The organism is Methylobacterium phyllostachyos, from assembly GCF_900103445.1.
GTDB lineage: Bacteria > Pseudomonadota > Alphaproteobacteria > Rhizobiales > Beijerinckiaceae > Methylobacterium > Methylobacterium phyllostachyos.
The window spans coordinates 131,801-149,991 of sequence record NZ_FNHS01000008.1 but is presented as its reverse complement, the minus strand read 5'-3'; the positions used below and the strand labels follow the sequence as shown (position 1 = coordinate 149,991).

17 protein-coding genes are annotated in these 18,191 nt (G+C 68.8%); 5 read left to right on the top strand and 12 right to left on the bottom strand.

Features of this window, described 5'->3' with window-relative positions:
* Window positions 1-217 precede the first annotated feature (217 nt).
* Window positions 218-3,301 (top strand): bifunctional diguanylate cyclase/phosphodiesterase, encoded by a 3,084-nt coding sequence (locus BLQ49_RS14475; protein WP_091716749.1) that lies wholly within the window; start codon window positions 218-220, stop codon window positions 3,299-3,301.
* 14 nt (window positions 3,302-3,315) lie between these two features.
* On the opposite strand, the gene BLQ49_RS14470 is transcribed toward BLQ49_RS14475, so the two are convergent.
* The 5 genes from BLQ49_RS14470 to BLQ49_RS14450 form a co-directional block, all read right to left on the bottom strand.
* Window positions 3,316-4,308 (bottom strand): NAD(P)H-dependent glycerol-3-phosphate dehydrogenase, encoded by a 993-nt coding sequence (locus tag BLQ49_RS14470; protein WP_091716747.1) that lies wholly within the window; start codon window positions 4,306-4,308, stop codon window positions 3,316-3,318.
* A complete protein-coding gene (locus tag BLQ49_RS14465; protein WP_091716745.1) occupies window positions 4,305-5,156 on the bottom strand; it encodes a GNAT family N-acetyltransferase in 852 nt (283 codons plus the stop codon). The genes BLQ49_RS14470 and BLQ49_RS14465 overlap by 4 nt, the downstream gene beginning before the upstream one ends.
* Window positions 5,153-6,217 (bottom strand): tRNA (adenosine(37)-N6)-threonylcarbamoyltransferase complex transferase subunit TsaD, encoded by a 1,065-nt coding sequence (gene tsaD, locus BLQ49_RS14460; protein WP_091716743.1) that lies wholly within the window; start codon window positions 6,215-6,217, stop codon window positions 5,153-5,155. Before tsaD ends, BLQ49_RS14465 begins: the two co-directional genes overlap by 4 nt.
* A gap of 359 nt (window positions 6,218-6,576) precedes the next feature.
* On the bottom strand, window positions 6,577-6,786 hold the full coding sequence (locus BLQ49_RS14455) for a TOBE domain-containing protein (RefSeq protein WP_091716741.1): 210 nt from the start codon (window positions 6,784-6,786) through the stop codon (window positions 6,577-6,579).
* A gap of 78 nt (window positions 6,787-6,864) precedes the next feature.
* Window positions 6,865-7,215: a DUF2293 domain-containing protein gene (locus tag BLQ49_RS14450; protein WP_091716738.1), complete on the bottom strand. Its 351-nt coding sequence runs from the start codon at window positions 7,213-7,215 to the stop codon at window positions 6,865-6,867.
* 101 nt (window positions 7,216-7,316) lie between these two features.
* Between BLQ49_RS14450 and BLQ49_RS14445 the strand changes: the two genes are divergently transcribed.
* Window positions 7,317-7,613, top strand: coding sequence for a hypothetical protein (locus BLQ49_RS14445; RefSeq protein WP_091716736.1), 297 nt, complete (start codon window positions 7,317-7,319; stop codon window positions 7,611-7,613).
* Between the two features lie 111 nt (window positions 7,614-7,724).
* On the opposite strand, the gene rpsD is transcribed toward BLQ49_RS14445, so the two are convergent.
* Window positions 7,725-8,342, bottom strand: a complete 618-nt coding sequence (gene rpsD / locus BLQ49_RS14440) for a 30S ribosomal protein S4 (protein ID WP_091716735.1) — start codon at window positions 8,340-8,342, stop codon at window positions 7,725-7,727.
* Between the two features lie 191 nt (window positions 8,343-8,533).
* Between rpsD and BLQ49_RS14435 the strand changes: the two genes are divergently transcribed.
* The 3 genes from BLQ49_RS14435 (at window position 8,534) to BLQ49_RS14425 (ending at window position 10,212) form a co-directional block, all read left to right on the top strand.
* The gene (locus tag BLQ49_RS14435; RefSeq protein ID WP_091716733.1) at window positions 8,534-9,025 is read left to right on the top strand and encodes a GNAT family N-acetyltransferase; all 492 of its coding nucleotides are present in this window, start codon (window positions 8,534-8,536) and stop codon (window positions 9,023-9,025) included.
* A 52-nt stretch (window positions 9,026-9,077) separates the two neighbouring features.
* Window positions 9,078-9,773 carry a helix-turn-helix transcriptional regulator gene (locus BLQ49_RS14430; protein ID WP_091716731.1) on the top strand — a complete coding sequence of 232 codons (696 nt, stop codon included), beginning with the start codon at window positions 9,078-9,080 and terminating at the stop codon, window positions 9,771-9,773.
* Between the two features lie 67 nt (window positions 9,774-9,840).
* Window positions 9,841-10,212, top strand: coding sequence for a VOC family protein (locus BLQ49_RS14425; protein WP_091716728.1), 372 nt, complete (start codon window positions 9,841-9,843; stop codon window positions 10,210-10,212).
* Between the two features lie 73 nt (window positions 10,213-10,285).
* Here BLQ49_RS14425 and BLQ49_RS14420 read toward each other — a convergent pair whose 3' ends face one another.
* The 6 genes from BLQ49_RS14420 to cyoB all read right to left on the bottom strand — a co-directional run bounded on the left by BLQ49_RS14420 (window position 10,286) and on the right by cyoB (window position 18,190).
* Complete coding sequence (locus tag BLQ49_RS14420; RefSeq protein WP_091716726.1) at window positions 10,286-11,920, bottom strand: alpha-D-glucose phosphate-specific phosphoglucomutase; 1,635 nt, start codon at window positions 11,918-11,920, stop codon at window positions 10,286-10,288.
* A 230-nt stretch (window positions 11,921-12,150) separates the two neighbouring features.
* Window positions 12,151-14,316, bottom strand: coding sequence for a methylmalonyl-CoA mutase (scpA, locus tag BLQ49_RS14415; protein ID WP_091716724.1), 2,166 nt, complete (start codon window positions 14,314-14,316; stop codon window positions 12,151-12,153).
* 56 nt (window positions 14,317-14,372) lie between these two features.
* Entirely contained in the window at window positions 14,373-15,143 is a 771-nt protein-coding gene (locus BLQ49_RS14410; protein ID WP_091716722.1) for an SURF1 family protein, read from the bottom strand.
* Window positions 15,144-15,157: 14 nt separating this feature from the next.
* Window positions 15,158-15,556 carry a cytochrome o ubiquinol oxidase subunit IV gene (gene cyoD, locus BLQ49_RS14405; RefSeq protein WP_091716720.1) on the bottom strand — a complete coding sequence of 133 codons (399 nt, stop codon included), beginning with the start codon at window positions 15,554-15,556 and terminating at the stop codon, window positions 15,158-15,160.
* On the bottom strand, window positions 15,553-16,185 hold the full coding sequence (cyoC, locus tag BLQ49_RS14400; protein WP_091716717.1) for a cytochrome o ubiquinol oxidase subunit III: 633 nt from the start codon (window positions 16,183-16,185) through the stop codon (window positions 15,553-15,555). The genes cyoD and cyoC overlap by 4 nt, the downstream gene beginning before the upstream one ends.
* Before the next feature lie 4 nt (window positions 16,186-16,189).
* Window positions 16,190-18,190 carry a cytochrome o ubiquinol oxidase subunit I gene (gene cyoB, locus BLQ49_RS14395; protein WP_091716715.1) on the bottom strand — a complete coding sequence of 667 codons (2,001 nt, stop codon included), beginning with the start codon at window positions 18,188-18,190 and terminating at the stop codon, window positions 16,190-16,192.
* Window position 18,191: the final 1 nt, after the last annotated feature.

The window sequence follows — 18,191 nt, the reverse complement described above, 5'->3', positions numbered from 1 at the left end:
CTTTTCGCTCGGGGTGATCAGCGAAAGTTAGGGTCACGCGCGAGAGCAGACCTGCGGTTAAGTCTTCAACGCTACAGGACGACAGCTATTCGACGCTGGTGTGAGCGCAAGTGAGTGCGGCTTGTCAGGAATGGTTCGTTAAAACGCCATCGTTACAACCCTAACGCGCATCGACTGGGGTAATTTTCGCCTCCCAGCCGGTTAGGTAGGTGAGTAGATGTTGGCGGTTGCATCGAACGAAGCGGACCGGCTGGCTGCCCTGCGCCATCTCGCGATCATGGACACGCCGAACGAGGCGCATTTCGACGCCGTCTGCCGTCTGGCGCGTGACTTATTCTCCGTTCCAATCGCCCTGGTTTCGTTGGTTGACGAGGACCGACAGTGGTTCAAGGCCAAGTGCGGCATCGATCTCGACGGTACGGAGCGAAGCATCGCCTTCTGCAACTACACCATCGGCTCCGATGAGGTGTTCGTCGTCGACGATGCGACGCGCGACCGTCGCTTCGCCACGAACCCATTGGTGCATGGCGAGCAAGCCATACGGTTCTACGCCGGGGCGCCGTTGATACTCCGACCCGGGATCCGTGTCGGGGCGCTCTGCATCAAGGACACGGTGGCGCGCTCTTTCTCGCCCGAGCAGGTCCGTCAGCTTCGCGATCTCGCCGAGATCCTCGTCGCCCACCTTCGCTTACGTGAGGCACAGAAGGGTCAGGAGGTGGAGATCGCCGAGCGCATGAGCGTCGAGCGTCGACTCCTGGCAGCGGATGAGTTCCAAGCCATCGCCGAGGAGACCGCTCGCCTCGGCCATTGGCGCATCGATGTGGCCAATCGGACGATCGAATGGTCGGCGGGCATCGCGAGCGTCTTCGGTCGCAACCCGGAACTCGACGTACTCGATCTGGAGGAGCATCTCGGCTTCTACCATCCCGACGATCGTGCGGCGGTGCGCGGGCGCATGGAGGCAGCGATGGCCGACCGCAGTGCTCTACCGCGCGGCGGCTACGACCACCGTTCGCGCATCCTGCGGCGGGATGGCGAGGTGCGGTACGTATCCGTGTGTGGCGTAGCCGAGCGCGACGAGGTGGGTCGTGTCGTCTCGCTGCATGGCGTGTGCCTCGACGTAACCGATCTGACCCGCTCGGAGCGGGAACTTCGCGACACGGGGGCGTTACTGCGCGCGACCCTGGAAGCGATGGATCAGGGCCTCCTCATGACTGACGCTGACGATCGCGTCCGCGTGCACAATGGCCGCGCCGCCGCGATGATGGGCGTACCTGAAAGCCTGCTCTATGACGGCGCGCCCTTCCAGGCTGTGCGGAGGCATCAGCTTGAGAACGGCGAATTCGTCCACCTGCCAGATCGCCTCAGGCGGTGGCTGGAATTGGGCGAGCCGGCGTTGCGCGTCGACAACTACGAGCGCCAGCGCCCAAACGGCACCGTCCTCGAAGTCCGCACGCTGCCGGTGACGACGGGCGGCGTTGTACGTACCTTGACCGACGTGACCACCCGGCGCAGCGCAGAACGGGCCCTGCGCGAGAGCGAGGCTCACCTGCGTGTCAGCGAGGAGCGCCTCGCGCTGGCACTCGACAGCGGTGAGGACTGCCTCTTCGACTGGGATCTCGTCGACGGCAGCCTGTGGGTGACCGAGCGCTGGCGGGACAAGCTCGGCCTCGTCGGCGGTTTGGCGCAACCCACGACATCGGTCTGGATCGCCGCAATCCACCCCGAGGACCGCGAGCGCGTCATGTCCGCCACACGCGCGCATCTCAAGGGTCAAACCTCCTCTCTCGAATGCGAGTACCGCGTGCGCCGCGCGGACGGATCCGCCTTCTGGGTGCTTGCCCGCGCTCGCGTCTCCAGCCGCGCCCCGGATGGGCAAGCCGTGCGGCTGGTCGGCACGCTGATCGACATCTCGCAGCGCAAAGAAGCCGAAGCGCGCATCGCGCACATGGCGCTTCACGATTCGCTGACCGGCCTGCCCAACCGTAACCTGTTCCGCAAGCGCCTCGATCGTGCATTGCGCCGAGCCGCCCGCGAGCCCGACCGCCACGCCGTGCTCGCGCTCGACCTCGATCGCTTCAAGGCGGTCAACGACACCTACGGTCACATGGCCGGAGACCGTGTCCTGTGCCTCGTGGCCGACCGCCTTCGAGCGATCGTCCCGGAGCCAAACACCGTGGCGCGGCTCGGCGGCGATGAGTTCGCGGTGATCTTGTCCGACATCGATGGCGGGGCCGCAGCGGCGCAGGTCTGCGAACGCATCATCGCCGCTGTAGGCGAGCCGATGCGGCTCGACGGCAAGGTAATCGACATCGGTGTCAGTATCGGCTCCGCGGTTCTGTCGGACCATGGCTTGACAGATGAGGAGGCGTTCAAACGCGCCGACATGGCGTTGTTCGAGGCCAAAGCCGCAGGTCGCAACACCCACTGGATGTTCGAGGCCAAGGCGCACGCGCGCACCGCCGCGCGAAGCTCGCTCGCTCTCGATATGAAGGAGGCGATCCGGCGGGGCGACTTCTTCCTCGTCTATCAGCCGATTATCGACGTGACCACGGGGTCGGTGGTCAGCTTCGAGGCGCTGATGCGCTGGCGGCATCCCGAGCACGGGCTCATCTCACCCGGTGAGTTCATCGCAGTGGCCGAGGAGACCGGCCTAATCGTGCCTCTCGGCGCCTGGGCGCTGAAAGAGGCATGCCGCGAGGCCGTCTACTGGCCCGAGCCCTTGTGCGTGAGCGTGAACGTTTCGACGGTGCAGTTCCGCGGCGGCCTTGAGGAGGCGGTCATCGCCGCGCTGGCCAGCAGCGGGCTGGCCGCGCAACGATTGAAGCTGGAAGTGACTGAAAGCCTATTGGCGCAGAACCCCGAGCAGGCCGTGGCCGTGCTGCACCGCCTGCGCGCGATCGATGTCCACATAGCCCTCGACGATTTCGGCACCGGGTACTCCAGCATGAGCTACCTGCGGCGTTTCCCCTTCCATCTGCTGAAAATTGACCGCGCGTTTATCCGCGACATCGCCGACCCGGACGCGGCGGCGATCGTGCGGGCGATGGTGGGCATCGGAGAGCGCCTCGGCATGGGCATCATCGCCGAGGGGGTCGAGACCGCCGAGCAGCTCGAACTCGTACGCCGGGAGGGTTGCAAGCAGGTGCAAGGATATCTCTTCAGCAAGCCGCTGCCCGCCGTCGAGGCACGCGCATTTGCTCGGAGTGGACGGGCGCAGAAGGCATCTGCTGCCCGAGAGCGGAACGACAGGAATCCACCCCCGGCAGCTATTCCGACGATCAGGCCGAGTGCGGCTTGAACGTCCGGCAGCCCCTAATCCGTCTCCCCCCGCAGGGGCCGCGCCAGCAACCCGGCCACCACGTCGTCGACCCCGGCCGCGCCCGCCACGATCGCCGCGACCGCCTGCGCCACCGGCATCTCGACGCCCCGCGCCGCCGCGAGGCCCGCCAAGGCCGCGGCCGTGAAGGCGCCCTCGGCGAGCTTGCCGCCCGACGCCGCCTCCGGGCTCGCCCCGGCGCCGAGCCGCTGGCCGAAGGCGAAGTTGCGCGATTGCGACGAGGAGGCTGTGAGCACCAGATCGCCCAGCCCCGAGAGTCCCATCAGCGTCTCCGGTCGGCCGCCGAAGGCCCGGGCGAAGCGCATCAGCTCGGCGAAGGCCCGGGCGATCAGCGCCGCCCGGGCACTCTCGCCGAGACCCCGCCCCGACACGATCCCGCAGGCGATGGCCAGCACGTTCTTGCCGGCGCCTCCGATCTCGACGCCGCGCACGTCGTCGGTGTGGTAGAGTCGGAAGCTCGGCCCCGAGAGCAGTGCGCTCAAGGTGGCGGCAAGGCCGGCATCGGCCGCCGCCAGCGTCACGGCGGTGGGCAGGGCGCGGGCGACATCGGCCGCGAAGCTCGGGCCGGACAGGACCGCCACCGGCATTCCGGGCGGTAGGACCTCCTCGGCCACCGCGCTCATGAAGCTGTCGCTACCGCGCTCGATGCCCTTGGCGCACAGGATCACCGGACCGGCTGAGGCCAGCGGTTCGCGCAGGGAGCCCAGCACGCCGCGGACGGTCTGGGCCGGCACCACCAGCAGGGTCGCCTGCGCGCCGGCGAGTGTTTCGGGCTCTGCAGTCGCACGGATGGCCGGATGGAGCGGGACACCCGGCAGGTAACGCGGATTCTCGCGCGTGACTTCGAGAGCGGCGGCGGCCTCGGCGTCGCGGAGCCAGAGGGTCACGGGATGGCCGGCCCCGGCAGCGGCGTTGGCCAGCGCGGTCCCCCAGGCACCGCCGCCGACGACGTTGATGGGCGCAGTCATGCCGAAACCTCCGCGGGTTCGAGCCGGTAGAGGCAGTGGGTGCGCAGCGGCCCGTCCGGCACGGCCGGATGCGGGAAGGTTCCAGCGGGAACCATACCGAGGCGCTCCATCACCGCCCGGGAGCGGTCGTTGCCCTGGGCCGTGTAGGCCACGACCGCCCGGATGCCGCAGCGTCCGGCCAGATCGGCGAGGGTGAGCCGCGCGGCCCGGGTGGCGAGGCCGTGTCCCCAGGCGTCCCGGGCGAGGCGCCAACCCAGCTCGATCGTGTCGCCGATCCGCGCGCCGCCCGGGAACGGCATGGCCTGCATGATCCGGAAGGCGCCGACGAACCCGACGAACCGCCCGTCCCGCTCCACCGCCCAGGGGCCGAACCCGTCCGCCACGAAGCGTCGGTCACAGAGCCCGGCCTCGACGGCGCTCTCCGCCTCCGTCCGCGGCCGGGGGAAGTAGGCCATCACCGCCGGGTCGGCATTGAGCGCCGCGAAGGGCGCCCCGTCGTCCGGCCGCCAGCGGCGCAGGGTCAGGTCGCCCTCCCGGAGAGCGTCGGGCACCGGGGCGGTGGCGATCTTGCCGCGCCACGCGAGCGAACGGCGGTTCAGGAGCGCAAGATCCGCTTGGCCGGCGAGGACAGCCTCGCCCAGGACGATCGCCGTTTCCAGCTGATCGAGGGGCAGGTTGGCGTGGGCGGGCGGGCGGACATGGTCACGCCACGGGCCACCACAGGCGTGGTCGAGGAGGATGCGGGCGAAGCAATGGTCGAGCCGCACCGGCCAGTCCGGCCGGGCGGCATCGGGCAGGCGGCGTTCCACCAGATCCCGCCACTGCGCGCGCCGCGCCGCCGTGCTCACCCGGCCGGGACCGCCGCGCGGGCCGGATCGGCCGCAAGCGGCCAGCGGGGCCGGGCCGGGGCGGTGAGGTCGTCCACCAGCCCGAGGCGCAGGCGCTCCAGCCCGGCCCAGGCGATCATCGCGCCGTTGTCGCCGCAGAGGGGCAGGGGCGGGGCCACGAAGCCGAGGCCCGCCTCGCCCGCCAGGGATGCCAGCGCCCGCCGGACGGCACCGTTGGCGGCCACGCCGCCCGCCGCCACCAGGGCCGTGGGCCGGCCGGCGAGGCCCGAGAAGCCGCGCAGGGCGACGCGGGCGCGGTCCACCACGACATCGACCACGGCGGCCTGGAAGCTCGCGCAGAGATCGGCGACGTCGCGCTCGGCCAGCGGCGCGATCTTCTCGGCCTCGATCCGCAGGGCGGTCTTGAGGCCCGAGAGCGAGAAGTCGGCCTCGCGCCGGCCGATCATCGGGCGGGGCAGGGCGAAGCGCTCGGGATCGCCGACCTCGGCCATGCGCTCGACCTCGGGGCCGCCGGGATAGCCCAGGCCCAGCAGCTTGGCGGCCTTGTCGAAAGCCTCGCCGATGGCGTCGTCGATGGTGGAGCCGAGCCGGACGTAATCGCCGACGCCGCGCACGGCCACGAGCTGGGTATGCCCCCCTGAGACCAGCAGCAGCAGGTACGGGAAGGCGATCCCGTCTGTCAGCCGGGCCGTGAGGGCGTGGGCCTCCAGATGGTTGACGGCGAGCAGCGGCTTGCGCGTCACCAGCGCCAGGGTCTTGGCGGTGACGAGACCGACCAGCACGCCGCCGATCAGACCGGGCCCGGCCGCCACGGCGATCCCGTCGAGGTCCTGGAAGCCGGTCCCCGCCTTCTCGAGGGCGCGGGCGATCAGGCGGTCCAGCACCTCGACATGGGCGCGGGCGGCGATCTCCGGCACGACGCCGCCATAGGCCGCGTGCTCGGCGATCTGGCTCAGCACCTCGTTGGCGCGGATCTGGCCGACGCCCTCCTCATCGAGCGACACCACCGCGGCGGCGGTCTCGTCGCAGGTGGTCTCGATGCCGAGCACGGTCTTCTGCACGGGTGAAACTCCTCCGGTCCGGGGCGGGATCGCACCGGGCCATGGTGCTCAGGATGTCATAGCGGCATCCTGTGTCGAGGCGTCAACGGTCAGCCCCACGAAGGCGGACGCCTTGCGGGTCACAGGATCCGCAGATCGCGATCCGCCTGTCTGCCCTCCTCTGCGCTCGCGGATTCACGCATCGGGTCTGGACATAAGGTTTCAGGATCGAGCGCGGGTTTCCTCTCCCGTGCGGGCGGGGGACAGGGTGAGACGTCTGGACCGCCGAACCCATCAACCGGACGATGATCCCAAACCCGATCTGTGCATCCGGTCGCCCGCAGAGGGCAGCGAACGCGTCCATCGCGCCGCGCGCGCCCTCAGTCCACCGCCACCATGACGTCGGAGGCCTTGATCACCGCGTAGGCGGAGCCGCCGGCGACGAGCTTGAGGGAATCGACCGCCTCGTTGGTGATCGAGGCCGTGACCACCTGGCCGGGGCTGATCTCGATCTTGACGTGGGACGTGGTCGCCCCCTTGTCCACGGAGACGACGGTGCCCTTGATGACGTTGCGCGCGCTGATCTTCATGATGTGCTGATTCCCCTCGCCGCGCCGGGCGGCTGTGGGCGCGTCTCCTACAGCATGGCGCGGGCCCGCGCGATAACCTCAGCGCGGATCGTCCTCCGGATCGCCGGCCTCGTTCGCCTCTTCCTCAGGGATCGGCGCGGCGCCCCAGGCGGTGAGCACCGCGTTGAGAGCGTCGAGGACGAAGTGCCGGGCGCTGTCCCGGTCGTAGCCCTCGTCCAGAAGGTCGTCGTAGTCGGTGAAGACGTGGCGGGCATAGGCCACGAGGGCGAGGCGCGCGGCGGTCTCGGGGGCGGCCCCGCGCAGGCCGGGGCTCGCCAGTGCCCGGTCGAGGGCGGCCTCGGCCTCGAAATCCGGCACGCGCGGGGCGAGGCGGGCGAGGGCCTGGGCGACGGCCTCGCGGCGGTTCCGGGGCGGTGACACGTCGCTCATCAAGGGCCTGCCGACAGCATGATTTCACCGCGCGGATCGGCTAGGGTCGGTGCCGGATGAGGTGGAGCGGACACGGGATCCTCCGCCGGGAGAGCAGGTCCATGGCAAGTCTTCGTCACGCGGTGATCCTGGGCCTCCTGCTCGGACCGGCGCCTGCGTTCGCCCAGAGCCCGGCGCCAGGCGCGGCCCCCACCGTCGCCCCGACCGGCCCCATCGTGGGTGGCCGCCGGGTGACGGCTACGGGCCAGACCAAGCCACCGCCCCCCGCAGCGACTGGGATGCCGCGGCCCGTGAACGAGGCCGAGATGATCAAGGCGCAGAAGGCGGCGGAAGCCCGCTCGAAGGCCTGGGACAGCCGGATGCGCAACACCATGGGGTCCATCTGCCACGGCTGCTGACGCCCCGGCGGCGTGCGAAAGCCGGAGGCCGTCGTCCGGGACGGCGGCCCCGGAAACGCGAAGGGGCCGCCCCTGCGGGCAGCCCCTCCACCGGTCGCCGGGGCGACAGGATCAGCGGGAGTAGAACTCGATGACGAGGTTCGGCTCCATCTGCACCGGGTAGGGCACCTCGGACAGGGTCGGAATGCGGGTGACGCGGGCGGTCATCTTGGCGTGGTCGGCCTCGATGTAATCCGGCACGTCACGCTCGGAGAGCTGGGTCGCCACGATGACGATCTCGAGCTGGCGGGACGACTCCTTGACCTCGATGAGATCGCCGGCCTTCACCTGGTAGCTCGGGATGTTGACGCGCACGCCGTTCACCTTGACGTGGCCGTGGTTGACGAACTGGCGCGCGGCGAACGGGGTCGCGACGAACTTCGCCCGGTAGACCACGGCGTCGAGGCGGCGCTCGAGCAGGCCGACGAGGTTCTCACCGGAATCGCCGCGCAGGCGGATCGCCTCGGCGTAGTAGCGGCGGAACTGCTTCTCGGTGATGTTGCCGTAATAGCCCTTGAGCTTCTGCTTGGCGCGCAGCTGCGTGCCGAAGTCGCTCATCTTGCCCTTGCGGCGCTGGCCGTGCTGGCCCGGGCCGTACTCGCGGCGGTTGACGGGGCTCTTCGGGCGGCCCCAGATGTTCTGGCCCATGCGGCGGTCGAGCTTGTGCTTGGCCTGAATCCGCTTCGACATGTTTCGCGTCCTCGCGTGACGGGATTGAGGAACGCGCCCTCCTTTTCCCGGGCAAAGGCCCGGGACGACAGGGCGGGAGGATCCCGCCCACGGGTGCGCGTGAAAACGCCAAGGGGCCCCGTGCGGAGCCCCATCGACGGGCTGCTTCATAGGGGACAGCGGCTGTGCGGTCAACCACCGGGGGTTTCGGGATGGACGAGGGGTTTACGATCCGGCGCGCCGGGCCGGCAGATGCGGAGGCGATCCGGGCGCTGGTCGAGGCGGCCTACACCAAGTGGATCCCACTGATCGGCCGCCTGCCCACGCCGATGCAGGCGGACTATGCTGCGTCCGTCTTGGCCCACCGGTTCGACCTGCTGCAGGCCGGTGGGAACCTCGCCGCGCTGATCGAGACGAAGGCCGAGGCCAACCATCTGCTGATCGTCAACGTCGCGGTGCATCCGGCCTTCCAGGGCCGGGGCCTCGGCACCCGGCTGCTCGGCCTCGCCGAGGACATCGCCGCGGCGGCGGGGCTGGGGCAGCTGCGCCTCTACACCAACAAGAAGTACGTCGCGAACCTGCGCCTCTACGCATCGCTCGGCTACGGGGTGGAGCGGGAGGAGCTTTATGCCGGCCCGGGCCGGACCCGGGACGACGACATCACGGTGCACATGGTGAAGGAACTCGGTCGCGCCGCTCCATAGCCACGCGAAGCTGTCATTCCGCGGCCGTAGCGTGGGCACAGAGAGACCCGCCATGTCGCGCTCGGAACGCCTGTTCGATCTGCTCCACGCCCTGCGGCAGCACCGAAGGCCGGTGAGCGGGGCGGTGCTGGCCGGGGAGATCGGTGTCAGCCTACGCACCCTCTACCGGGACATCGCGAGCCTGCAGGCCCTGGGCGCCTGTATCGAGGGCGAGCCGGGCGTCGGATACGTCCTGAAGCCCGGCTTCCTGCTGCCGCCGCTGATGTTCACCCCCGAGGAGATCGAGGCGCTGGTGCTCGGCTCACGCTGGGTCGCCGACCGCGCCGACGGCCGGCTCAGCAGCGCGGCCCGGAGCGCGCTCGCGCGGATCGCCGCGATCCTGCCCGAGTCGCTCCGCGAGACGGCCGAGACCGCGCCGCTGCTGATCGGCCCCGGCACGCCGGTCCCGGCCGACGCAGTCGATCCCGGCCTGCTGCGGACAGCGATCCGCGCCGAGCGCAAGCTGGTCCTGTCCTATCGCGACGGGGCGGGCTCCGCCTCGGAGCGGGTCGTCTGGCCGTTCGCCCTGGCCTATTTCGATGCGGTGCGCATCCTGCTCGCGTGGTGCGAGCTGCGCCAGGATGTCCGCCATTTCCGCACCGACCGGATCGCCGCGGCGGCGCTGCTCGACGGGCGCTATCCGAAACGCCGGCAGGCCCTGCTCAAGGACTGGCGGCGCGCGGAGGGGATCGGCGAACCGCACGCATGATGCTGCCGGAATCTGGCAGCAGCGCCGGATATCCGGGTCCCTGTCCAGCGACCGACAGGAGCGACCGATGACCCGGACCAACATCCTTCTCTATGTGACGCAGCCGGAGGCCAGCGCGCGCTTCTACGCACGCCTGCTCGGCCAGCAGCCCGTCGAGGCGAGCCCAACCTTCGTGCTGTTCCTGCCCCCCGAAGGACCGGCGCTGAGCTTGTGGGCGCGGCACGAGATCGTCCCAGCCCCGGCCACCGCGGGCGGCGGCTGCGAGATCGGCTTCCGGGTGGACCGGGCGGCGCTCGTGGACGCGACCCACGCCGATTGGGCCGCGAAGGGCGCCACGATCATCCTGGAGCCGACCGATCTCGGCTTCGGCCGGAGCTTCATGGCGGTCGATCCGGATGGGCACCGCCTCCGCGTCTATGCTCGGGCCGAGGATCGATAGCGCCTCGTGAACGACACGTCGGGGCGCTGCCCCGACACCCCGCCAAAGGGCCGAGGCCCTTTGGAAACCCCGCTCAGGTCACCACGCTCGGCTCGGCCCGGCCGGTGCGGGGCTCGATCTCGGCGATGGCGCGGGCCGCCGCCGCCACCGGAGCCAGGACCTCGGCCACGGGGAGATCGAGCCGGTCCGGCGCGTTCTCGTAGCGCTCCAGATAGACCCGCAGCGTCGCCCCGGCGGTGCCGGTGCCCGAGAGCCGGAACACGGCGCGCGCATCCTCGGCGAAGCCGATCCGGATGCCCTGGCGCTCAGTGAGCGAGCCGTCCACCGGATCGCGATAGGCGAACTCGTCGGCGGTCGAGACGGTGAGGTCGCCGATCCGCGTGCCCGGCAGCCCGGCGAGTTTTTCGCGTAGGCCGTCCATCAGGCCGTTGGCGGCGTCCGAATCGACCTCCTCGTAGTCGTGGCGGGCGTAGTAGTCGCGCCCATAGGTCCGCCAATGGGCCCGCACCAGCGCGTCGGCCCGCTCGCCGGTGGCGGCGAGGATGTTGAGCCAGAGCAGCACCGCCCAGAGCCCATCCTTCTCGCGCACGTGGTTCGAGCCGGTGCCGGCGCTCTCCTCACCGCACAGGGTGATCAGCCCGGCATCGAGGAGATTGCCGAAAAACTTCCAGCCGGTGGGGGTCTCGTAGGCCTTGATGCCGAGGGCGGCCGCGACCCGGTCGGCGGCGCGGCTCGTCGGCATGGAGCGCGCGACGCCCGCGAGGCCCCCGGCATAGCCCGGCGCCCGGTGGGCATGGGCGGCCAGCAGCGCGAGGCTGTCGCTCGGCGTCACGAACAGGCTAGGTGCCACGATCATGTTGCGGTCGCCGTCGCCGTCCGAAGCCGCGCCGAAATCCGGCGCGTCCGGCCCCTGCATCAGGTCGAACAGGTCGTGGCAGTGGACCGGATTCGGATCCGGATGATGGCCGCCGAAATCCTCCTTCGGCGTCGCATTGACCACCGTGCCGGCCGGCGCGCCGAGCATCCCTTCAAGGATCGCGGTCGCGTAGGGCCCGGTCACCGCGCTCATGGCGTCGAAGCGCATGCGGAAGCCGGAGGCGAACAGCCGCGACACCGCGTCGAAATCGATCAGCGTGCGCATCAGCTCGGCGTAGTCGGCCACCGGGTCGATCACCGTGACCGTCATGGCGCCGAGCTTGGTCTGGCCGAGCCGGTCGAGGTCGAGATCCGGGGCCTCGACGAGCCGGTACTCCGTCAGCGCCTTGGCCCGCTCGAAGATGGCGTTGGTGACGGATTCCGGCGCCGGCCCACCGTTGGCGGCGTTGAACTTGATACCGAAATCGCCCTCCGGCCCGCCCGGGTTGTGGCTCGCCGAGAGCACGATGCCGCCGAGGGCCTTAGCCTTCCGGATCACGCAGGAAGCGGCCGGCGTCGAGAGCAGACCGCCTTGCCCGACCAGCACCCGGCCGAAGCCGTTGCCGGCGGCCAGCCGCAGCGTCTTCTGCACCACCTCGCGGTTGAGGAAGCGACCGTCACCGCCGAGCACCAGGGTGGCGCCCACCTTGTCGGGCAGGGTGTCGAAGATCGCCTGGACGAAGTTCTCGACGTAGTTCGGCTGCCGGAACACCGGCACCTTCTTGCGCAGGCCGGAGGTGCCCGGCTTCTGGTCGGGGAAGGGGGTCGTGGGGACAATTGTCGGAGTCGTCATGAGCGGGCGTCTCCCGGAATCCTGCGCCTCAATGCCCGCCCAGAGGCGCGGCGTCACCAGCCCGGGCGACAGGAGCGGACTTTTTTCACGGTGTTTCAGGGACCGGGTAACGGAACCGTCTTTGCGAGCGCAGCGAAGCAATCCAGCAGCGCCACGCGCATCGTGGTCGCGCAGCCCTGGGTCGCTTCGCTACGCTCGCGATGACGGCGGCATCGCGGTGCGTCGTAACGCTACTCCGCCGCCTGCCGGGTCTCATACCCCAGCCGCGCGTTCAGCGCCCGGATCAGCTTGGCCGCCGCCTCGGCAATCACCGTGCCGGGCGGGAAGATTGCCGCCGCGCCGGCCGCCGTCAGCGCCGCGTAATCCCCCGGCGGGATGACGCCGCCGATGGCGATCATCACGTCGTCCCGGCCCTGCTCGGTGAGCGCCGCCTTCAACTCCGGCACCAGCGTCAGGTGGCCAGCGGCCAGCGACGAGACGCCGACGATGTGGACGTCGTTCTCCACCGCCTGCCGGGCGGCCTCCGCCGGCGTGGCGAAGAGCGGCCCGATATCCACGTCGAAGCCGAGATCGGCAAATGCCGAGGCGATCACCTTCTGGCCGCGGTCGTGCCCGTCCTGGCCCATCTTGGCGACCAGGATGCGCGGCCGGCGGCCATCATTCTCCTCGAACGCCTCGACCAGCGCCCGGACTTCCTCGACCACAGGCGACATGCCCCCCACCTCGCGCTTGTAGACGCCGGAGATCGAGCGGATCTCGGCGCGGTGCCGGCCCCAAGCCTTCTCCAGAGCCTCGGAAATCTCGCCCACCGTCGCCTTGGCGCGGGCCGCCTCGACGGCGAGTTCAAGCAGGTTCCCGGTGCCGTCGGCGGCCTTGGTGAGCGCATCGAGCCGCGCCGTCACGGCGGCCTCGTCGCGCTCGGCGCGCAGGCGCTTGAGCTTGTCGATCTGGAGCCGGCGGACATTGCCGTTGTCGACCCGCAGGAGGTCGATCGCCATGTCGTCGTCGGCCCGGAACTTGTTCACGCCGACGATGGTCTGGCGACCGGAATCGATCCGGGCCTGCGCGCGGGCTGCGGCCTCCTCGATCCGGAGCTTCGGGATGCCGGCCTCGATCGCCTTGGCCATGCCGCCGAGCTGATCGACCTCGCGGATGTGCTCCCAGGCCCGGGCGACCATGTCGGCGGTGAGTTTTTCCACGTAGTAGGAGCCGCCCCAGGGATCGACGATCCGGGTGGTACCGCTCTCCTGCTGCAGGAACAGTTGGGTGTTGCGGGCGATGCGGGCCGAGAAGTCGGTGGGCAGCGCCAGCGCCTCGTCCAGTGCGTTGGTATGGAGCGATTGCGTGCCCCCCTGCGTCGCCGCCATCGCCTCGATGTTGGTGCGGGTGACGTTGTTGAACACGTCCTGCGCGGTGAGCGACCAGCCCGAGGTCTGCGAGTGGGTGCGCAGCGCCAGCGATTTTTCGGATTTCGGATCGAACCCCTTCACGAGCTTCGCCCAGATCAGGCGCGCGGCCCGCATCTTGGCGACCTCCATGAAGAAGTTGGTCGAGATCGCCCAGAAGAACGACAGGCGCGGAGCGAACTGGTCGATGGTCAGCCCGGCCGCCAGCCCCGCCTTGATGTACTCGACACCGTCGGCCAGCGTGTAGGCGAGTTCCAGGTCGTTCGTCGCCCCGGCTTCCTGCATGTGGTAGCCGGAAATCGAGATCGAGTTAAACTTCGGCATATTTTTGGATGTGTACGCAAAAATATCCGAGATGATCCGCATCGATCCCTTGGGGGGATAGATGTAGGTATTGCGGACCATGAACTCCTTGAGAATATCGTTCTGGATCGTGCCGGCGAGCTTCTGGGGCGGCACGCCCTGCTCCTCGGCGGCGACGATGTAGAGGGCGAGGATCGGCAGCACCGCGCCGTTCATCGTCATGGACACGGTCATCTCGTCGAGGGGAATCCCCGAGAACAGCGTGCGCATATCGTAGATCGAGTCGATCGCGACCCCCGCCATGCCGACATCGCCCGAGACGCGGGGATGGTCGGAATCGTAGCCCCGGTGGGTGGCGAGATCGAACGCCACCGACAGGCCCTTCTGCCCGGCCGCGAGGTTGCGGCGGTAGAAGGCGTTCGAATCCTCGGCGGTGGAGAAGCCGGCGTATTGCCGGATCGTCCAGGGCTGGGTGACGTACATGGTCGGGTAGGGGCCGCGCAGGAACGGCGCGATCCCCGGATAGGTGTTCAGGAACTCGATGCCCGCCCGGTCCTCCGGCCCGTACTGGCCCTTCACCGGGATGCCCTCCGGCGTCATCCAGGGCTCGCCGGGCGCTGGGGCCGTGACCGCGAGCGATTCGCCGGCGAGCGGGATTTCGGCGAAGTTCGGGATGCGGGAGGTCATGGCGTTGACTCGTTATGGCGTTTGTTACGCCATTATAGAGACGCCCCCGGGCTGGGCTACTCCCCCGCCGGTCTAGGTTTGCGGCCGCCCCGCAGGACGTAGATCACCGCCCCCGCCAGCATCAGCGCCATCCCGTACCACGTGATCGCGTAGACCAAGTGGTTGTTGGGGAAGCTGATCACCGTGAGGCCGCCCACCGGCAGACCGCCGGGATTGGGCGTCGCGTCGGCGTCCACGAAATAAGGGGCGACGTCGGTGAGGCCCCGCGCGGCCGCGATGGCGGCGACGTCCCGGGAGTACCAGCGGTCATCCCTGGGATCGTTGGAGCGCAGGAACGCGCCCTTGGGCTCGGTCAGCCGCAGGAGGCCGGTTATCGTGGTCTCGCCCGTGACCTGCCCGGCCGCCCGGATCGCCGGGTCCCGCCGGTCGCCGGGCACGAAGCCGCGGTTGATCAGCACGAGGCTGCCATCCGGCCGGCGCAGCGGCGTCAGCACCCAGAAGCCGCCACCGCGCTCGGTGACGGCCTGCACCAGGGTCTCGCGATCGTGCAGGAAGGTGCCCGAGAGCCGGACGTGCCGGTAGGCTTCGTCGGGGCCGACGCGCGGCCAGTCGGCGGGCCCCGGGGCCGGTACGGGCGTCGCGTGGACTCGGGCATCGACCCGGGCGATCAGGTCGAGCTTCCACGCCCGGCGCTCCACTTGCCACGTGCCGAGCCCGAGCAGGACCACGAACACGAGCGCCGCGCCGACGCCGAACACGATGCGTCGCAGCAACGAAATCGGGGCCGGGGAGGGACCTAAGCCCCCTCCCGACCCCGCTTGCCTCATCTCCGGACGCGCGCTCAGCGGGCGTTGTTCATGACGTCGTGGGCATCCATCGGCATCATGTTGTGGTTGAGGTGGTACATCACCCACACCGAGCCGGCGAGCATGATCACCACCAGCGTGATGGTGAAGATCAGCGCCATGAAGGTCCAGCCGCCCTCCGACTTCGTGCTCATGTGCAGGAAGTAGATGACGTGGACGACCATCTGGACGCCGCCGAGCGCCAGGATCACCAGGGTGGTGACGAGGCTGTTGTCGAGCACGTTGCCCATCACCAGCCAGAACGGGATCACCGTCAGGATCACCGACAGGACGAAGCCCGTCATGTAGCTTTGGAAGGAACCGTGCCCGCCCTCGCTATGGGCGTCGTGGTGGCCGTGCCCCGCGGCGGCCACGTGGTGCGCGTCGGCGCTCATTCGAGCACTCCCATCAGGTAGACGACCGTGAAGACACCGATCCAGATGAGATCGAGGAAGTGCCAGAACAGCGACAGGCACATCAGCCGGCGCTTGTTCTCGACGATCAGGCCGTGCTTGCCGACCTGCACCATCAGCACGATCAACCACAGGATGCCCATAGAGACGTGCAGGCCGTGGGTCGACACCAGCGTGTAGAACGAGGACAGGAACGCGCTGCGCCAGGGCGGCGCGCCCTCATGGAACAGGTGGACGAACTCCCGGATCTCCAACGCCACGAAGGCCGCGCCGAACAGGCCGGTCACCGCCAGCCAGATCTGCGTCTGCTTCACCCGGTCCCGGTCCATCTCCAGCATGGCGAAGCCGTAGGTGATGGACGAGAACAGCAGCATGGCGGTGTTCACCGCGATGCCCGGCAGGTCGAACAGCTCCTTCGGGGTGGGGCCGGCCGCGTAGCTGCGCCCGAGCACCCCGTAGGTCGCGAACAGGGTCGCGAAGATGAGGCAGTCGCTCATCAGGTAGAGCCAGAACCCGAGCATGGTCGAGCCCTCGGAATGATGGCCCTCCTCGTCGGTCTGGTAGAAAACCGGCGCCGCGGCGCCGGGGGGTGCGGTGTCTGCGTGCATCATCGGATCACGCCATCTCCAGTTCGCGCGTCCGCTGACCTTCCGTCCGACTGACGGTGTCGGCCGGGATGTAGTAGTCGCGCTTGTAGTTGAAGGTATGGGCGATCGCCACGACGAAGATCGCCAGGAAGCTGAGCGCCGCCAGCCACCACACGTACCAGATCATCGCGATGCCGAACGCGAAGTTCAGGCCCGCCAGGATCGCGCCGGTCGCGGTGTTCTTGGGCATGTGGATCGGCTTGTAGCCGGTCATGGGCCGCGCGAAGCCGCGGTTCTTCATGTCCCACCACGCATCGGAATCATGGACCACCGGGGTGAACGCGAAGTTGTAGTCCGGCGGCGGCGAGGAGGTGGACCACTCGAGGGTCCGGCCGCCCCACGGATCGCCCGTCAGGTCCCGCAGCTTGTCGCGGTTGCGGATCGAGACCACGAACATCACGATCTGCGAGCCGATGCCGCAGGCGATGAGCGCCGCGCCGATGGCCGCGATCACGAACCAGATCTGCAGCGACGGGTCGTCGAAGTGCTGCATGCGCCGGGTCACGCCCATCAGGCCGAGCACGTAGAGCGGCATGAAGGCGACGTAGAACCCGGTCACCCAGAACCCGAGGGCCACCTTCCCCCAGAAGTCGTCGAGCTTGAAGCCGAAGGCCTTGGGGAACCAGAAGGTCACGCCGGCGAACATGCCGAACAGCACGCCGCCGATGATCACGTTGTGGAAGTGCGCGATCAGGAACAGCGAGTTGTGCAGCACGAAGTCGGCCGGGGGCACCGCCAGGAGGACGCCGGTCATGCCGCCGATTACGAAGGTGACGATGAACGCCACCACCCACATCATCGGCACCTCGAACCGGATCCGGCCGCGGTACATCGTGAACATCCAGTTGAAGATCTTCGCGCCGGTCGGGATCGAGATGATCATCGTCGTGATCCCGAAGAACGAGTTCACGTCCGCGCCCGAGCCCATCGTGAAGAAGTGGTGCAGCCACACGAGGTAGGCGAGGATGGTGATGACCACCAGCGCGTAGACCATCGAGGTGTAGCCGAACAGGCGCTTGCCGCAGAAGGTCGAGGTGATCTCCGAGAACACGCCGAAGGCCGGCAGGATCAGGATGTAGACCTCCGGGTGACCCCAGATCCAGATCAGGTTGAAGTACAGCATGGCGTTGCCGCCGAGGTCGTTCGTGAAGAAATGCGTGCCGACGTAGCGGTCGAGCGACAGCATCGCGAGAACGGCCGTGAGGATCGGGAAGGCTGCCACGATCAGGATGTTGGTGCAGAGCGACGACCAGACGAAGATCGGCAGCTTCATCATGGTCATGCCGGGCGCCCGCATCTTCACGATGGTGGCGATCAGGTTGATGCCCGAGAGCAGCGTCCCGATACCGGCGATCTGCAGCGCCCAGATGTAGTAGTCGACGCCGACGCCGGGGCTCATGGAGGCCTCTGAGAGCGGCGGGTAGGCGAGCCAGGTCGCCCGGGAGAACTCGCCGACGAACAGCGAGACCATCACCAGCATGCCGCCGGCCACCGTCATCCAGAAGCTGAAGTTGTTCAGGAACGGGAAGGCGACGTCGCGGGCGCCGATCTGCAGCGGCACGGCGAAGTTCATGAGCCCCGTGACGAACGGCATCGCCACGAAGAAGATCATGATCATGCCGTGGGCGGTGAAGATCTGATCGTAATGGTGCGGCGGCAGGAAGCCCTGCTCGTTGCCGAACGCCACCGCCTGCTGCGAGCGCATCAGGATCGCGTCGGCGAAGCCGCGCAGCAGCATCACGGCCGCGAAGATGCAGTACATGATGCCGATCTTCTTGTGGTCGATCGACGTGATCCAGTCACGCCACATCGGCCCCCAGAAGCGGTAGTAGGTGATGACGCCGAGCACGGCGAGGCCGACCACGGCGACGCCTGCAAACGTCGCCTGTAGAATCGGCTCGTGATAGGGGATCTGCTCGATCGTAAATCGGCCGAAGAGCAGTTGCTGTAGGTCCAGGTTTGAAAACATG

Bases quoted from the DNA above. Each gene is read 5' to 3' on its own strand.
- BLQ49_RS14435 (WP_091716733.1), top strand. From the start codon at position 8,534: ATGGACGAGGGGTTTACGATCCGGCGCGCCGGGCCGGCAGATGCGGAG.
- scpA (WP_091716724.1), bottom strand. From the start codon at position 14,316: ATGACCTCCCGCATCCCGAACTTCGCCGAAATCCCGCTCGCCGGCGAA.
- BLQ49_RS14470 (WP_091716747.1), bottom strand. From the start codon at position 4,308: ATGACTGCGCCCATCAACGTCGTCGGCGGCGGTGCCTGGGGGACCGCG.
- BLQ49_RS14450 (WP_091716738.1), bottom strand. From the start codon at position 7,215: ATGAGCGACGTGTCACCGCCCCGGAACCGCCGCGAGGCCGTCGCCCAG.
- BLQ49_RS14420 (WP_091716726.1), bottom strand. From the start codon at position 11,920: ATGACGACTCCGACAATTGTCCCCACGACCCCCTTCCCCGACCAGAAG.
- BLQ49_RS14410 (WP_091716722.1), bottom strand. From the start codon at position 15,143: ATGAGGCAAGCGGGGTCGGGAGGGGGCTTAGGTCCCTCCCCGGCCCCG.
- BLQ49_RS14425 (WP_091716728.1), top strand. From the start codon at position 9,841: ATGACCCGGACCAACATCCTTCTCTATGTGACGCAGCCGGAGGCCAGC.
- BLQ49_RS14430 (WP_091716731.1), top strand. From the start codon at position 9,078: ATGTCGCGCTCGGAACGCCTGTTCGATCTGCTCCACGCCCTGCGGCAG.
- BLQ49_RS14475 (WP_091716749.1), top strand. From the start codon at position 218: ATGTTGGCGGTTGCATCGAACGAAGCGGACCGGCTGGCTGCCCTGCGC.
- cyoC (WP_091716717.1), bottom strand. From the start codon at position 16,185: ATGATGCACGCAGACACCGCACCCCCCGGCGCCGCGGCGCCGGTTTTC.
- cyoD (WP_091716720.1), bottom strand. From the start codon at position 15,556: ATGAGCGCCGACGCGCACCACGTGGCCGCCGCGGGGCACGGCCACCAC.
- cyoB (WP_091716715.1), bottom strand. From the start codon at position 18,190: ATGTTTTCAAACCTGGACCTACAGCAACTGCTCTTCGGCCGATTTACG.
- BLQ49_RS14455 (WP_091716741.1), bottom strand. From the start codon at position 6,786: ATGAAGATCAGCGCGCGCAACGTCATCAAGGGCACCGTCGTCTCCGTG.
- rpsD (WP_091716735.1), bottom strand. From the start codon at position 8,342: ATGTCGAAGCGGATTCAGGCCAAGCACAAGCTCGACCGCCGCATGGGC.
- BLQ49_RS14445 (WP_091716736.1), top strand. From the start codon at position 7,317: ATGGCAAGTCTTCGTCACGCGGTGATCCTGGGCCTCCTGCTCGGACCG.